Origin of the sequence: Paenibacillus sp. MZ03-122A (assembly GCF_024213325.1) — a bacterium.
GTDB classification, from domain to species: domain Bacteria; phylum Bacillota; class Bacilli; order Paenibacillales; family Paenibacillaceae; genus Paenibacillus; species Paenibacillus polymyxa_B.
The window spans coordinates 158,488-173,122 of record NZ_JANAVI010000001.1; the positions used below are offsets into that span (position 1 = coordinate 158,488).

Sequence of the window (14,635 nt, forward strand, 5' to 3'; positions counted from 1 at the left end):
TATGGCAAGAGTAAAGGGCGGATTCGTCGTTCGTCGTCGTCATAAAAAAGTATTGAAGCTTGCTAAAGGTTATTTTGGTTCCAAACACCGCATTTTTAAAACAGCTAACGAGCAGGTAATGAAATCGCTTGTTTACGCATACCGTGACCGTCGTCAGACGAAACGTAACTTCCGCAGACTGTGGATCGTGCGTATCAACGCAGCAGCTCGTTTGAACGGTTTGTCTTACAGCAAATTGATGCACGGCCTGAAATTGGCTGGTGTGGACATTAACCGCAAAATCTTGGCTGATCTTGCAGTCAATGATATTAATGCATTCAACTCTTTGGCAACTGTTGCTAAAGGCAAAATCAACGCTTAATTATTAATAATGAAGGCGTGGAAACCGCGAAAACGGTAAAAAGGTATCCCAAGCAGTACGCTGTGTAGGGATGCCTTTTTTTGTACATACTCAATGGTACGAAAAGACTTCGTTTTCTCCAAAATACGAATAAATATGACGTCAGATGGAAGAATGTATGTTTTTTTTTAGTTTTGTAACGCTTACATTGATGAGATTTTAAAAAAAATTGACCCAAGGTTATTAATTGTCTAGATTTTAGCCGATCATAATTGTATAATCTCTAAAGTAAGTCTTCTGTACGATCTGTCTCGTCAGTAAATGACATGCATGAGCATGTACATGTTCAAAGAAAAGAGACAGTCCAGGGATCTAACACTAAGGGGGAACAGTATCAGCATGAAGAAAATGTTCAGTATGTCTTTGGTTATGCTGCTGGCGATCTCGGTCATTCTCGCAGGCTGCGGTAACAAAAATCAAGGTGCGTCCAACGCAAATGGCGGAGACACAGGTGGTTCTGCCAAAACATCGAATGTCCAAATCGGCATGGTTACAGATGTGGGTGGAGTAAACGACAAATCGTTTAACCAATCTGCTTGGGAGGCACTACAAGCCACTGAGAAAGAATCGGGCGTTAAAGTTAAATACCTGCAAAGTAAATCCGATCAAGATTATATTCCTAACCTGAACCAATTTGTTAAGGGTGATTTTAACCTTACTTGGGGAATCGGTTTTAATCTGGCGAATGCGATTGGACAAGTAGCGAAAGACAACCCAAGCAAGAATTTGGCGATCATTGACAGTGTCGTGGATGCGCCTAACGTAAAATCGGTTGTTTTTGCTGAAAATGAAGGTTCCTTCTTGGTGGGGGTTGTAGCTGGTAAGCTTACCAAAACAAACAAAATTGGTTTTGTGGGTGGACAAGAAAGCCCATTGATCAAACGTTTTGAAAAAGGATTCGAAGCAGGAATTAAAGCTGTAAATCCAAATGCAAAATTGGAAGTTAACTACACAGGTGCATTTGATAAGCCGGATCTGGGTAAAGCAGCAGCGGCGACGATCTATAACAGCGGTGCGGATATTATTTTCCATGCAGCTGGCGGATCTGGTACAGGTGTATTTAATGAAGCACTCGCACGTAAGCAGCAAGGTCAGCAAGTATGGGTTATTGGCGTAGATAAAGACCAATCACTTGAGTTTGGTGACGACGTAACATTGACTTCGATGGTAAAACGTGTAGATGAAGCTGTAAAACGCGTATCTAAAGAAGTAATTGATGGTAAATTTAAGGGCGGTGTCGAGACACTGGCTCTGAAGGATAATGGTATTGGTTTGGCAGACACATCAACGAAAAACGTACCTAAAGACGTGCTTGATCTTGTAGAACAATACAAGCAAAAAATTATTAAGGGTGAAGTTACAGTTCCTTCGAAATAAGTTTTGGCTTGAAGAACATAGAAGTAGCGACAAGGCTGGTTCATAAGACTAGCCTTGTTCTTACGTCTGGAGTTATATGGATTATAACGGGCAAAATCAGCTCATTGGAGCACATACTATAAAGTGTATAAGGGTGATCTCATGGATGCAGCGACCCCCGTCGTTGAGTTAAAGCAAATTACAAAACGATTCCCCGGCATCGTTGCCAACGACTCCATCAGCATCAAGCTGCATAAGGGAGAAATTCATGCCCTATTGGGTGAGAATGGCGCGGGTAAATCTACGCTTATGAATATTCTTTTCGGACTGTATCAGCCGGATGAAGGGACAATTGAAATCGGAGGTAAACCCGTACAGATTGATAGTCCAAATAAGGCGATTGATCTGGGGATTGGCATGGTGCATCAGCATTTTAAACTCGTACAGCCGTTTACCGTTACCGAAAATATTGTCCTGGGCTCGGAGCCACGTAAGGGTCTGAAAATCAATTATAAAAAGGCTGCCGCAGAAGTACAGCGGTTGTCTGAGCAGTACGGTCTTCAGGTAAATCCGAATGCCAAAATTGAGGATATATCTGTTGGTATGCAGCAACGTGTAGAAATTATCAAAACGCTCTATCGCGGTGCAGATATTCTGATTTTCGATGAGCCTACAGCTGTGCTGACACCGCAGGAGATCACTGAGTTGCTGGACATTATGAAGCGCTTGGTTGCTGAAGGCAAATCCATTATTCTTATTACTCATAAACTTAAAGAAATCATGCAAATTGCAGATACCGTTACGATCATTCGTCGAGGTCAGGTTATTGATACGGTCAAGACGTCTGAAACAACACCAAATGAGCTGGCTGAGAAAATGGTGGGCCGTCGCGTGTCCTTTAAAGTGGACAAGCAGCTTGCGAAACCAGGACAAACGGTACTGGAAATGAACAATGTAATTTCTAAAAACAAGGATGGCATTAATGTTCTAAATGAGTTGAACCTGCAGGTCAAGGCGGGCGAGATTTTGGGGATTGCCGGAGTAGATGGAAATGGACAGAGTGAGCTGATTGAAGCTTTGACAGGCTTACGCAAGGTGGATGGCGGAAGCATTCGTTTGCTCGGACAAGAGGTGGCCAATCAGCCACCGCGCAAAATTTCAGAGGCAGGCGTTTCCCATATACCAGAAGACCGTCATAAGCATGGGCTGGTGCTCGATTTTTCTATGAGTGAAAATATGGTGCTGGAGACGTATTACCAGGCGCCTTACAGTAAAAATGGCTTTTTGAACAAAGATGCTATAGAGAAACAGGCCAAAAGTCTTATCGAAAAGTTTGATGTAAGGACACCGGATATTCACACGAAGGCAAGAGCATTATCTGGTGGGAACCAGCAGAAGGCTATCATTGCGCGTGAAATTGATAAAAATCCAGACCTTCTCATTGCAGCACAGCCTACACGCGGTCTGGATGTCGGAGCTATTGAATTTGTCCAGAAACAACTGATTGCCCAACGGGACCAAGGTAAAGCTGTGTTGCTCATATCTTTTGAACTGGATGAGATTATGAATGTATCCGACCGAATTGCTGTCATCTATGAGGGCAAGATTGTCGGAGAAGTGCTGCCAGAAGAAACGAATGACCAGGAACTGGGACTGATGATGGCAGGAAGTGCAGTGAAGAAAGGAGTAGAGAATGGCTAATCTATTGAAAATATTCACAAAAGACTCCTTTGTACTGGCGCTGGTCTCTATTATTTTGGGTCTCCTTCTGGGTGCTATTGTGATGCTGATTGGCGGGTATGACCCTATTGTGGCCTATTCTGCTTTGTTTAGCCGTGTATACGGAGATTCTTATAACTTTGGAGAGGCTATCCGTGAGATGACTCCGCTGGTTTTAACGGGGTTGGCATTTGCTTTTGCGGCCCGCGCCGGATTGTTTAATATTGGCGGCGAAGGTCAGTTTCTGGTAGGTATGACAGCTGCTTCGATTGTGGGCATTAAACTCCATGGGTTGCCAGCTATCATACATGCACCGTTGGCTGTGATTGCAGGTGCAGTTTTCGGAGGCCTGTGGGCTGCGATTGCTGGCTATTTGAAGGCCAAACGAGGCGTGAATGAAGTTATTACATGTATTATGATGAACTGGATCGGTCTGTATTTGGCTAATTTGGTGATCAATCAGTTCGCACTTATGGATGGTGAAAATCGTTCTGTCGATATTCAGCCTTCTGCTTCAATTTCCATCGAATGGCTGTCCCAGATGATGGGGAATGCTCGGGTACATTGGGGTACGGTTATTGCTGTGCTGGCGGCAGTCTTTTTCTACATTTTCATGTGGAAAACAAAGCAAGGCTATGAGCTTCGGGCTGTCGGATTTAATCAGGATGCATCCCGCTATGCAGGTATGAATGTAAATCGTAATATCGTAAAAGCGATGTTCATTAGTGGAGTTTTTGCCGGATTGGCAGGCGCCTTTGAAGTACTGGGAGTATTCCATTATCAATCTGTTATGGCAGGATCACCGGGAACCGGCTTTGACGGTATCGCTGTAGCCCTGATTGGGATGAATAACCCATTCGGTGTGTTGCTCGGTTCTGTTTTGTTCGGAACGCTTACGTATGGTTCTGCGGGGATGAGCTTTAGCGCAGATGTACCGCCCGAAATTATCCGGGTTGTCATTGGCTCGATTATTTTCTTCATTGCGGCCCAAGGTATTGTACGTTGGGTTGTGAAGCCGCTCTACTCCAAGCGGAAGAAAGAGAAGGTGTTGTAAAATGAGTTGGTTAACACTTGGTGAATTAATCCATACAACGCTCGTTTTTGCGACGGCGATTATTTTTGCGTCTCTCGGCGGAGTTTTTTCAGAAAAATCCGGTGTAACGAACCTCGGGTTGGAAGGACTTATGGTATTCGGAGCGTTTGCAGCGGGTGTTGGCGGATTTTATGCCGAGCAAGCTGGACTAGGAGGCACCTCTGCGGCTTGGGTAGGTGTGCTGTCAGCTGCGGTGTTCGGTATTTTGGTTTCGCTAATTCATGCTGTAGCCTCTATTACGTTTAAAGCCGATCAGGTAATAAGTGGTATAGTTATCAACTTTTTGGCAGCAGGTAGTACACTGTACATGGTCAAGCTTTTATTTGAGGGTGATGGTGACACAGGTCGGATTCAGGGTTTCAACGAAATATCCATCCCTTACCTTGTGGATATCCCGATTGCAGGAAAAGCCTTTTTCCAAGCTTACCCAACGACATACTTAGCCATTCTATTAGTTATTATTGGCTATTTTACTTTGTATAAAACACCGTTTGGCTTGCGTTTGCGTTCCGTTGGGGAGCATCCAGGAGCGGCCGATACAGTGGGTATTAAAGTAAATCGTCTTCGGTATATTGGTGTTATGATCAGTGGGGCGTTGGCTGGTATTGGTGGAGCTACCATCACCCTGACTACAACCAATATGTTCTCGCACAATACAGTTTCGGGGCAGGGATATATTGCTATTGCTGCTATGATTTTCGGTAAATGGAATCCGCTCGGCGCTTTTGGCGCAGCAGTGTTTTTTGGTTTTTCACAAGCCATTCGCAACTATGTGCAGCTGTTCGCATGGTCCCAAAGTATTCCCCAGGAAATTATTTTTATGTTGCCGTATCTCCTGACGATTATTGTACTGGTAGCGGCTGTCGGACGTTCACGTGCTCCGGCCGCTTTGGGTCAACTTTATGATCCAAGCAAGCGTTAAAACTTATAAACAGCTGATGTGTATATTTTGAAAATGTACATTGGTGTATAAAAAAATCTGGTATCTGCATGTGCAGGTACCAGATTTTTTTATATTGTGCAGGCATTTAAACATACGCCACTGGCATGAATGGAATAGACTGTGCTATGCAGATTGGACGGGACGCTCGGCCCCTGTCAGCTCCGGTCTATTTTGTGGTGGTGATGAGCTATCAAGGAGCCGTTCAATCTGTCCATCCGTTGAGAAAGAAGGAGGAAATACGATGAAACAGGCAGTAACCAGAAAGCAGGTGGAGAAGCTTGTTGGCAAAGTCATCTTTGCTACTCGCAAGGATGGTTCCCAGGTCAGCGGCAAGCTGATTCGCATTTCGGGTAACCGACTGGTTCTTCAACCAAACCGCAAGAAAAAAGTAAACACGAAGGCGATTATTCCTCTGGTGCTGTTTGACTTGCTTGCCATCGGCACAGCTCCATACATTGGTGCCTATGGTGGGGGATATGGTGGCTACGGTCCAGGTTATGGAGGACCAGGATATGGTCCGCAGCCAGGCCCGTATACAGACGGGGGGTACCCCGGAGTAGGATATCCGTATTACCCTAATTTATTTTAGTCATACAAAATCTTGAGCTCGAAAAAGATACTTTTTACAGTGACTTTTCGAGTTCGTGGCATCGGCTCAGAGCTACGTAGCGCAGCATTTGATATTGATGACGCAGATAAAAATGGATCCCCCTGATATTGTCTTCGTCCACCATAACTTTAGCCCGCTTGCAGCGACGCAGTCGTCCGTAGTGTTCGGCATGCTCCAGCAGTTTTTTTCCGTATCGCATACCTTGATGAGCCGAAGAGATTGCGATCAAATCAATGTATAATAGTTCGCCATGCAGCATAACATGAATGAAGCCAACAACCTGTGCATTATCCGGTCTGCAAGCCACAAAAGTGATGCCCCGGTTTAAGCGCCGGGGTAATTCTTTGCGTATTTGTTCCATTTCTTGGACACTTAAATGCGATAGAGGGACAAGCTCTTGCTCGATGAGACGAAAGATGATGGTGTCATCTTGATAGCTGCGTTTTCGAATCATAAACGGGCCTCCTTTTCTACCCTTTTAACAAGATAAGACGTGGCTTTGGAGGAGTGCACTGTCTCACCGTGTGGTCTTTTTTATAATATGCGGGTACCTCTTACAAGCGTGCGACTCTGAGGTGCTTCAGAAAAGAAACATAAATTTTTATGAAATATGGGTATTGACTATCCCAGATGAGAGACATATAATGTGTCTAAACATTTGAAAGAATGACATGAACTCAACGGCAATGAAGAGGACGAAGTGATTAGGGCTCTTTTGTTCAGAGAGTGAGGCATTAGCTGCAAGCTTCACCAAAATCCCTTTTTAACGAGCTCACCTTGGAGCTGTTTTCCTGAAAAGTATTTGGGCCCGATGATATTAACGGTGCGCTGAATCACCTATTAGGGAAAATCGTACGGTCTACGTTACAGACGCCAGATATGGAGATCCTTTGTGATTTCTGTACCTGCCAAGGTTCGATATTGCGAAATATCGGGCAAACACGGGTGGTACCACGGAAGCTACAGCCTTTCGTCCCTCAGTAACAGCAAGTCTGTTCTAGGGATGAAAGGTTTTTTTGTTTTTACAAATGTCAGATGTATGTAAATTTTGTAAAGGAGGATGACCAATGAGTGCACAAATTCCTGAAGTTAGGTCAACCAATGAATTACGTGAAAAGTGGATGAAGCCTGAAGTGATTACAGGTTCGGAAATTTTACTCCGTAGCCTGTTGCTGGAGGGAGTAGATTGTGTCTTCGGATATCCTGGTGGTGCAGTGCTTTATATCTATGATGCCATGTATGGCTTTAAGGATTTCAAGCATGTCCTCACTCGTCACGAGCAAGGAGCTATTCATGCGGCAGATGGTTATGCACGGGCGAGCGGTAAAGTGGGTGTCTGTATCGCGACTTCCGGACCTGGAGCGACAAACCTGGTAACTGGTATTGCGACGGCTTTTATGGATTCGGTGCCGTTAGTGGTCATCACGGGTAACGTTATATCTTCCCTGATCGGTACGGATGCTTTCCAGGAAGCCGATATCACGGGAATTACAATGCCGATTACGAAGCACAGCTATCTGGTAAGAGATGTGGAGGATCTGCCGCGAATCATCCATGAGGCATTTCATATTGCCAACACAGGGCGCAAGGGACCGGTGCTGATTGATATTCCGAAGGATATTTCTGCAGCCCAGACGTTGTTTGTTCCACAAACGGAACCTGTGACCATGCGGGGTTATAACCCGAAAGTGATACCCAACAAAATTCAACTAGACAAGCTAACTCAAGCTATTTCCGAAGCAGAACGTCCATTCATTCTGGCTGGTGGAGGAGTTGTATACTCCGGTGGACATGAAGCACTTTACGAGTTTGTTCGTAAAACGGAAATTCCTATTACGACAACATTGCTCGGATTGGGTGGTTTCCCAAGTGGACATGAACTGTGGACGGGGATGCCGGGGATGCATGGAACATACACCTCCAATCAAGCGATTCAACAGTCCGATCTGTTGATCTGTATCGGAGCCCGCTTCGATGATCGGGTAACAGGCAAGTTGGATGGCTTTGCTCCTCAAGCTAAAATCGTCCACATTGATATCGACCCTGCTGAAATTGGAAAAAATGTTGCAGCGGATATTCCTATCGTGGGTGACGTGAAGGCAGTGCTGGAATTGCTGAATCAGGATGTAAAACGTGCGGATCGAGCTGATGCATGGAGAGCGCAAATTCAGCATTGGAAGAAAGAGAAACCTTATTCATATAAGGATTCTGAAACGGTGCTTAAACCACAATGGGTTGTTGAGTTGTTGGATGAAACGACCAAGGGCGGCGCAATCGTAACGACGGACGTGGGACAGCATCAAATGTGGGCAGCGCAGTATTACAAATTCAATCAGCCACGTTCATGGGTCACCTCTGGTGGACTTGGTACGATGGGATTTGGTTTCCCTTCTGCAATCGGTGCTCAGATGGCAAATCCCGACAGATTGGTAATATCGATTAACGGGGACGGCGGTATGCAGATGTGTTCGCAGGAATTAGCCATCTGTGCAATCAATAACATTCCGGTTAAAATCGTAATTATCAACAACCAGGTTCTTGGAATGGTTCGCCAATGGCAGGAATTGATCTATAACAATCGGTATAGTCACATTGACCTGGCTGGAAGTCCGGATTTTGTGAAACTTGCCGAAGCATACGGAGTCAAAGGACTGCGTGCTACGAATAAGGAAGAGGCACGTCGGGCTTGGCAGGAGGCGCTTGATACACCCGGACCGGTCGTTGTCGAGTTTGTAGTCAGCAAGGAAGAGAATGTATATCCGATGGTGACGCAAGGTTCGACAATTGATCAAATGCTGATGGGGGACGAGTAAAATGACAACAAAAAATACCATTGCTGTACTGGTAAATGATCAACCCGGCGTTTTGCAACGTGTGTCCGGCCTGTTCGGTCGCCGAGGCTTTAACATTGAGAGCATAACTGTGGGACAATCGGAAGAAGTTGGATTATCCCGTATGGTCATTGTGACTGTAGGGGATGAGAACAACTTGGAGCAGATTGAAAAGCAGCTTTACAAGCTGGTTGATGTGATCAAGGTCATCGATCTCAGTTCCAAGCCGATGGTAGCTCGGGAATTGGCGATGATAAAGGTAAAGGCAGAACCGCCTCAGCGGCCAGAGATCATGGGTGTGGTAGAAACATTCAGAGCAGCTGTAATTGATGTTGGAACGACGAGCTTGATCGTACAGGTCATTGGCGATACAGAAAAAATTGATGCCATGATCGAGTTGTTGAAGCCTTACGGTATTCGGGAGTTGACTCGAACCGGGGTTACAGCTATGATACGTGGCAATGCTTAATATGGAGCTTTAACGAATTACCGCTTATAGCGCATTACATCAATAAAGAACCGCCCGCATAAGAGCGGGGGCTCGAAGAGATTTTTGGATACTGAGCACGAGGGAAAGTCTCTTGGGGTACCCGCTCATTATGAAGGGTCCAATTAAAAGGAGGAAATTAACCATGGCAGTTACAACGTACTACGAAAAAGATGCAGAACTCAGCGTATTGAAAGGAAAGACAGTGGCCGTTATTGGTTACGGTAGCCAAGGACATGCTCAAGCACAAAACTTGCGTGACAGTGGTGTGAATGTTGTTATTGGTTTGCGTGAAGGCAAATCAGCTGATGTCGCAAGAAACGACGGTTTTGAAGTTCTGAACGTAGCTGATGCAACAAGCCGTGCAGATGTGGTTCAAATTTTGTTACCTGATGAAACTCAAGCTTCTGTGTACAAAAATGAAATTGAACCTAACCTGAAAAAAGGCGCAGCTCTTTTGTTCTCCCATGGTTTCAACGTTCATTTTGGACAAATCGTAGCTCCTAAAGATAGCGATGTATTGCTGGTTGCTCCAAAATCCCCAGGACATATGGTACGTCGTACCTATGTAGAAGGATTTGGAGTACCGGGGTTGATCGCAATTGAGCAGGACGCAACGGGTCAAGCCAAAGAAATCGGTCTTGCATACGCAAAAGGCATTGGCTGTACACGTGCGGGCGTAATTGAAACCTCCTTCCGTGAAGAAACGGAGACGGATCTGTTCGGTGAGCAGGCGGTATTGTGTGGCGGCGTGAGCGCACTCGTAAAAGCGGGCTTTGAAACATTGACTGAAGCAGGTTATGCTCCTGAGATGGCATACTTTGAATGCTTGCATGAGCTTAAGCTGATCGTTGACCTGATGTATGAAGGTGGATTGGCAACGATGCGTGATTCCATCAGTAATACAGCGGAATATGGCGATTATGTAACTGGACCACGCGTGGTAACGGAAGATACGAAGAAAGCCATGAAGGATGTATTGACTGACATTCAACAAGGTAAATTTGCTCGTGACTTCATCCTTGAAAATCAATCTGGACGTGCATTCCTGACGGCTACTCGTCGTAATGAAGCTAACCATCCGATTGAAGTGGTGGGCGGACAATTGCGTGAAATGATGCATTGGATCAAAAAGTAATAATCTTTTGTTCTATGAATTCGACAATATGAATTATTATAAATATTAATTACAATGCGGCCCTGCTTATTGCGTGAGCCGCATTGTAATTTAAGGGTCCTAATCCTGAGGAGGTGCGTTAGGTTGCGCAAAATATATATATTTGACACAACGTTGAGAGACGGAGAACAGTCACCTGGCGTGAACTTGAATACTCGTGAGAAAGTGGAGATCGCTCATCAGTTGGAGAAGCTGGGAATCGATCGTATGGAGGCTGGGTTCCCGGCTGCTTCTCCGGGTGATCTGGCGGCTGTTAATGCAGTAGCAAAAGCTGTGAGAAATTCGACGGTTATTGGTCTTTCGCGTGCAAGGGAACAGGATATTGATGCGGTTCGCGAGGCACTTAAGGGAGCTCAGGACCCGTGTATCCATATCTTCTTGGCAACTTCTCCTATTCACCGTCAGCATAAGCTGCGGATGGAGAAGGCACAGGTCTTGGAAACTGCTCGTGCTGCCATACGATATGGGTTGAAATATTTGCCTAAAGTGGAGTTTTCTTTGGAGGATGCAGGTCGTACAGAGCTTGATTTTGTGGTTGAAATGGTTACCATGGCTGTACAAGAAGGGGCTTCTGTCGTCAACATTCCAGATACGGTAGGTTACTTGACACCCTACGAGTATGGAAATATATTCAAACACATTAAGGAAAATGTGGTCGATGTGGAGAAGATTCAATTGAGTGCACATTGCCACAATGACCTGGGAATGGCTACTGCTAATACACTCGCTGCCATCCTGAACGGCGCGGATCAGATCGAGGGAACCATTAACGGTATTGGTGAACGCGCCGGAAACACGGCCATTGAGGAAATCGCCATGGCACTGGAGACGAGACAAGAATTTTTTCAGGCCAAAACATCTCTGCAATTGTCTGAAATTGCGCGCACGAGCCGTTTGGTTAGCCGTTTGACGGGGATGGTAGTGCCGGGCAACAAGGCGATTGTTGGAGCCAATGCTTTTGCGCACGAATCAGGTATTCATCAAGACGGCATGTTGAAAGAGAAAACGACTTATGAAATCATGACACCAGAAAGTATCGGTCTAAAAGAAAGCAAGCTGGTACTCGGTAAGCACTCAGGTCGTCATGCTTTCCGTGAGCGTTTGATCGAGTTGGGCTACGAATTGAACGAAGAAGATCTGAATCGCGCTTTTGGGCAGTTCAAGGACTTGGCTGATAAGAAGAAGGAAGTTTCGGACGATGATATTTTGGCATTGCTGGAAGAAAAATTGGCCGATGCACCTGAAGTATTCAAGCTGGAAACCATTTTTGTTACCTATGGAAACAAAGCTACGCCTTCCGCACAAGTACGTCTGGTTAACGATGAAGGTCAGGTTATCGAGACAGAAGCTGAAGGAAATGGTTCAGTCGATGCGATCTACAATGCGATTGACCAAGCCAGCAGCGAAAGCGTTGTACTTTCAGATTACTCCATCAAGTCAGTTACCCATGGTAAGGACGCCCTGGGTGAAGTCCATGTAGTGCTGACGCAAAACGGACTGTCTGTGCAGGGACGTGGGGTAAGTACCGATATTCTGGAAGCAAGTGCTCGGGCTTACGTAGATGCGCTAAATGGTTTGATCGACAAGCGTAAAAATTACAGTAATCGCGTAGATTATAAATCTTAATTTTATGCAGACTTAAGAGTTGGATATATACAGGATCGGATGTTTCCGGTCCTGTTTTCTTTTTCTCTGATGAAAAAATCAACTTATAGGCTGTGCCTATTGAATTGATAGATTCTATATCTTGGTCAAAGCCCTGCCATATATGTTACAAAGAAGGTATGAAAAATACGGTTGTATAGCTGTATAACAAGAGGAGTGTACGTGATGGCAGACGTTAAAAAGATTGCGGTAATAGCGGGAGATGGAATTGGACCGGAAGTGGTCGCAGAGGCAGAGAAAATTTTGAAACGTACGGAAGAAGTGTTCGGCCTTTCATTTGAAACGGAGCATGCGCTGTTCGGTGGGATTGCCATTGATAAGAAAGGCACACCATTGCCGGAAGAAACACTGGCAGTATGTCAAGCTGCAGATGCCGTTCTGCTGGGGGCGGTAGGAGGACCACAATGGGACAACAATCCAAAGGAACTTCGTCCTGAAACCGGACTGCTGGGCATTCGTAAAGAGCTCGGTCTGTTTTCGAATCTTCGTCCTGCTGTCGTCTTTGACTGTCTCAAGGACGCATCTACATTGAAACCGGAAGTGTTGGAAGGAACGGACCTGATCGTGGTGCGCGAACTGACGGGCGGCATTTATTTCGGTGAGAAGTTCAGACGAGAAAGTCCACAGGGTGAGGAAGCAGTCGATACTTGTGCATATAATGTAACAGAAGTAGAGCGTATAGTGCGCCAATCTTTCGAAATTGCACAAAAACGTCGCAAGAAACTAGCATCGGTGGATAAGGCTAATGTACTGGAAACCTCCCGTTTATGGCGTGAAGTCGTTAACCGGGTTGCTGTAGACTACCCGGATGTCGAGCTGGAGCATGTATTGGTTGATAACTGCGCCATGCAATTGCTGCGTCGTCCATCTAGCTTTGACGTCATCGTGACGGAAAATATGTTTGGTGACATTCTCAGTGATGAAGCGGCTATGCTGACCGGATCCATCGGCATGCTCTCCTCCGCATCACTTGGAGAAGGCAGCTTCGGCCTATACGAGCCGGTACATGGCTCGGCGCCTGACATTGCAGGTCAAGGGCTGGCGAATCCCATTGCAACGATTTTGTCCGTTGCTTTGATGTTCCGTCTCACCTTCGGGTACGAGAAGGCAGCTGATGCCATTGAGAAAGCGGTAGCTGAGGTATTGGATGCAGGGCACCGTACGGCGGATATTGCGGTGGATAAATCTCAAGCGATCTCGACAACTCAAATGGGAGATCTGATCGCAGCAGCTATTCGTTAAAAGCTCCGTAAATCACCTGTTCTGAAAAAAAGCTTCCTATTATATAGTAAGGTTATACAGTACAGCCTTTTTCGGCAAATGTTTAGCACAGTAGCTCCTGAGCAATCAGGAGCTACTTGTATATTCAAAAGTTCAAAATGTGAATAAACCGTGAATTTTTAAGCTAGTTTAAAATAATTATAAAAAAGTAATGGTTATAATGTTGACTTTGATTTCAGCGAATGATAACATTTATCAAGTAAGTTGTTCATTACAATACAGATGATTGAGGAAAACACATTCGGTGTTTTTCTTACATATTTTAAAGGAGGATTTCATTATTATGGCAGAAAGATTGGTAGGAAGACCCGCCCCTGATTTTGCATTGGAAACAGTGACTGGAGACGGTCAAGAATTTGGTTCGGTAAAGCTTTCCGATTACCGTGGCAAGTGGCTCGTATTTTTCTTCTATCCACTGGATTTCACTTTTGTGTGCCCTACGGAAATTACAGCGTTGAGCGATGCTGCTGACCAATTCAAAGAGCTGGATACTGAAATTCTGGGTATCAGTGTAGACTCCGTGCACAGCCACAAAGCATGGATCAACACAGCTAAAGAAAACAATGGTCTGGGCAAACTGAACTTCCCATTGGCTTCTGACATCACGAAGAAAACAGCAAGCGATTATGGCGTTCTGATCGAAGAAGAAGGCGTTGCATTGCGCGGCTTGTTCATCATTGATCCAGAAGGCGAATTGAAATATCAAGTGGTTAACCACAACGACGTAGGCCGCAGTGTGGAAGAAACTTTGCGTGTACTGCAAGCTTTGCAATCCGGTGGCTTGTGCCCAATGAACTGGAAACCAGGCGATCAAAATCTGTAATATAAGCTTCACAAGTTGAAATTAAACAAGCAAGCCCCCAACTAGCGGTTACTCTGCCGTTATTGGGGGCTTGCTTGCCTGCTCTGTGCAGCGCAAGATGTGAGGATATCCTGTTTAAATGAGACAATATAGAGTGAAGTAACAAATAATTATGGAAATGTTGTTGTGTTCTGGAGGAATTTTGCCTGATGAAAGCGAATAAGGTATTGTAGAAGATAAACAAGGCAGAACAGGTTTTGTTCAGAGGAGG

General features: G+C 45.3%; 13 protein-coding genes. 12 read left to right on the top strand and 1 reads right to left on the bottom strand.

Features of this window, described 5'->3' with window-relative positions; translation table 11 throughout:
- The first annotated feature begins 1 nt into the window (after position 1).
- The 6 genes from rplT to NLX74_RS00830 all read left to right on the top strand — a co-directional run bounded on the left by rplT (position 2) and on the right by NLX74_RS00830 (position 6,100).
- Positions 2-361: a 50S ribosomal protein L20 gene (gene rplT, locus NLX74_RS00805; protein ID WP_007429517.1), complete on the top strand. Its 360-nt coding sequence runs from the start codon at positions 2-4 to the stop codon at positions 359-361.
- A gap of 378 nt (positions 362-739) precedes the next feature.
- A complete protein-coding gene (locus NLX74_RS00810) occupies positions 740-1,777 on the top strand; it encodes a BMP family lipoprotein (RefSeq protein ID WP_254327693.1) in 1,038 nt (345 codons plus the stop codon).
- A 141-nt stretch (positions 1,778-1,918) separates the two neighbouring features.
- Positions 1,919-3,457: an ABC transporter ATP-binding protein gene (locus NLX74_RS00815; RefSeq protein ID WP_254327694.1), complete on the top strand. Its 1,539-nt coding sequence runs from the start codon at positions 1,919-1,921 to the stop codon at positions 3,455-3,457.
- On the top strand, positions 3,450-4,529 hold the full coding sequence (locus tag NLX74_RS00820; RefSeq protein ID WP_254327695.1) for an ABC transporter permease: 1,080 nt from the start codon (positions 3,450-3,452) through the stop codon (positions 4,527-4,529). Before NLX74_RS00815 ends, NLX74_RS00820 begins: the two co-directional genes overlap by 8 nt.
- 1 nt (position 4,530) lies before the next feature.
- Positions 4,531-5,490 (top strand): ABC transporter permease, encoded by a 960-nt coding sequence (locus NLX74_RS00825; protein ID WP_010349245.1) that lies wholly within the window; start codon positions 4,531-4,533, stop codon positions 5,488-5,490.
- 262 nt (positions 5,491-5,752) lie between these two features.
- On the top strand, positions 5,753-6,100 hold the full coding sequence (locus NLX74_RS00830) for a hypothetical protein (protein WP_023987757.1): 348 nt from the start codon (positions 5,753-5,755) through the stop codon (positions 6,098-6,100).
- Positions 6,101-6,134: 34 nt separating this feature from the next.
- Here NLX74_RS00830 and NLX74_RS00835 read toward each other — a convergent pair whose 3' ends face one another.
- Complete coding sequence (locus NLX74_RS00835) at positions 6,135-6,575, bottom strand: GNAT family N-acetyltransferase (protein ID WP_235307876.1); 441 nt, start codon at positions 6,573-6,575, stop codon at positions 6,135-6,137.
- Between the two features lie 613 nt (positions 6,576-7,188).
- On the opposite strand from NLX74_RS00835, the gene ilvB reads away from it, so the two are divergent.
- The 6 genes from ilvB to NLX74_RS00865 all read left to right on the top strand — a co-directional run bounded on the left by ilvB (position 7,189) and on the right by NLX74_RS00865 (position 14,385).
- Positions 7,189-8,934, top strand: a complete 1,746-nt coding sequence (gene ilvB / locus NLX74_RS00840; protein WP_061829126.1) for a biosynthetic-type acetolactate synthase large subunit — start codon at positions 7,189-7,191, stop codon at positions 8,932-8,934.
- Position 8,935: 1 nt separating this feature from the next.
- Entirely contained in the window at positions 8,936-9,421 is a 486-nt protein-coding gene (gene ilvN, locus NLX74_RS00845) for an acetolactate synthase small subunit (RefSeq protein ID WP_023987760.1), read from the top strand.
- Between the two features lie 163 nt (positions 9,422-9,584).
- Complete coding sequence (ilvC, locus tag NLX74_RS00850) at positions 9,585-10,577, top strand: ketol-acid reductoisomerase (RefSeq protein ID WP_013309387.1); 993 nt, start codon at positions 9,585-9,587, stop codon at positions 10,575-10,577.
- Between the two features lie 123 nt (positions 10,578-10,700).
- A complete protein-coding gene (locus tag NLX74_RS00855) occupies positions 10,701-12,242 on the top strand; it encodes a 2-isopropylmalate synthase (protein ID WP_254327696.1) in 1,542 nt (513 codons plus the stop codon).
- A 204-nt stretch (positions 12,243-12,446) separates the two neighbouring features.
- Entirely contained in the window at positions 12,447-13,523 is a 1,077-nt protein-coding gene (gene leuB / locus NLX74_RS00860) for a 3-isopropylmalate dehydrogenase (protein WP_061829127.1), read from the top strand.
- Between the two features lie 322 nt (positions 13,524-13,845).
- A complete protein-coding gene (locus NLX74_RS00865; RefSeq protein ID WP_023987763.1) occupies positions 13,846-14,385 on the top strand; it encodes a peroxiredoxin in 540 nt (179 codons plus the stop codon).
- Positions 14,386-14,635: the final 250 nt, after the last annotated feature.

What these genes read in the sequence shown, in the direction of transcription:
- ilvB (WP_061829126.1), top strand. Translation starts at nt 7,189, where the DNA reads ATGAGTGCACAAATTCCTGAAGTTAGGTCAACCAATGAATTACGTGAA.
- NLX74_RS00810 (WP_254327693.1), top strand. Translation starts at nt 740, where the DNA reads ATGAAGAAAATGTTCAGTATGTCTTTGGTTATGCTGCTGGCGATCTCG.
- NLX74_RS00835 (WP_235307876.1), bottom strand. Translation starts at nt 6,575, where the DNA reads ATGATTCGAAAACGCAGCTATCAAGATGACACCATCATCTTTCGTCTC.
- ilvN (WP_023987760.1), top strand. Translation starts at nt 8,936, where the DNA reads ATGACAACAAAAAATACCATTGCTGTACTGGTAAATGATCAACCCGGC.
- NLX74_RS00820 (WP_254327695.1), top strand. Translation starts at nt 3,450, where the DNA reads ATGGCTAATCTATTGAAAATATTCACAAAAGACTCCTTTGTACTGGCG.
- rplT (WP_007429517.1), top strand. Translation starts at nt 2, where the DNA reads ATGGCAAGAGTAAAGGGCGGATTCGTCGTTCGTCGTCGTCATAAAAAA.
- leuB (WP_061829127.1), top strand. Translation starts at nt 12,447, where the DNA reads ATGGCAGACGTTAAAAAGATTGCGGTAATAGCGGGAGATGGAATTGGA.
- NLX74_RS00830 (WP_023987757.1), top strand. Translation starts at nt 5,753, where the DNA reads ATGAAACAGGCAGTAACCAGAAAGCAGGTGGAGAAGCTTGTTGGCAAA.
- NLX74_RS00865 (WP_023987763.1), top strand. Translation starts at nt 13,846, where the DNA reads ATGGCAGAAAGATTGGTAGGAAGACCCGCCCCTGATTTTGCATTGGAA.
- NLX74_RS00815 (WP_254327694.1), top strand. Translation starts at nt 1,919, where the DNA reads ATGGATGCAGCGACCCCCGTCGTTGAGTTAAAGCAAATTACAAAACGA.
- ilvC (WP_013309387.1), top strand. Translation starts at nt 9,585, where the DNA reads ATGGCAGTTACAACGTACTACGAAAAAGATGCAGAACTCAGCGTATTG.
- NLX74_RS00825 (WP_010349245.1), top strand. Translation starts at nt 4,531, where the DNA reads ATGAGTTGGTTAACACTTGGTGAATTAATCCATACAACGCTCGTTTTT.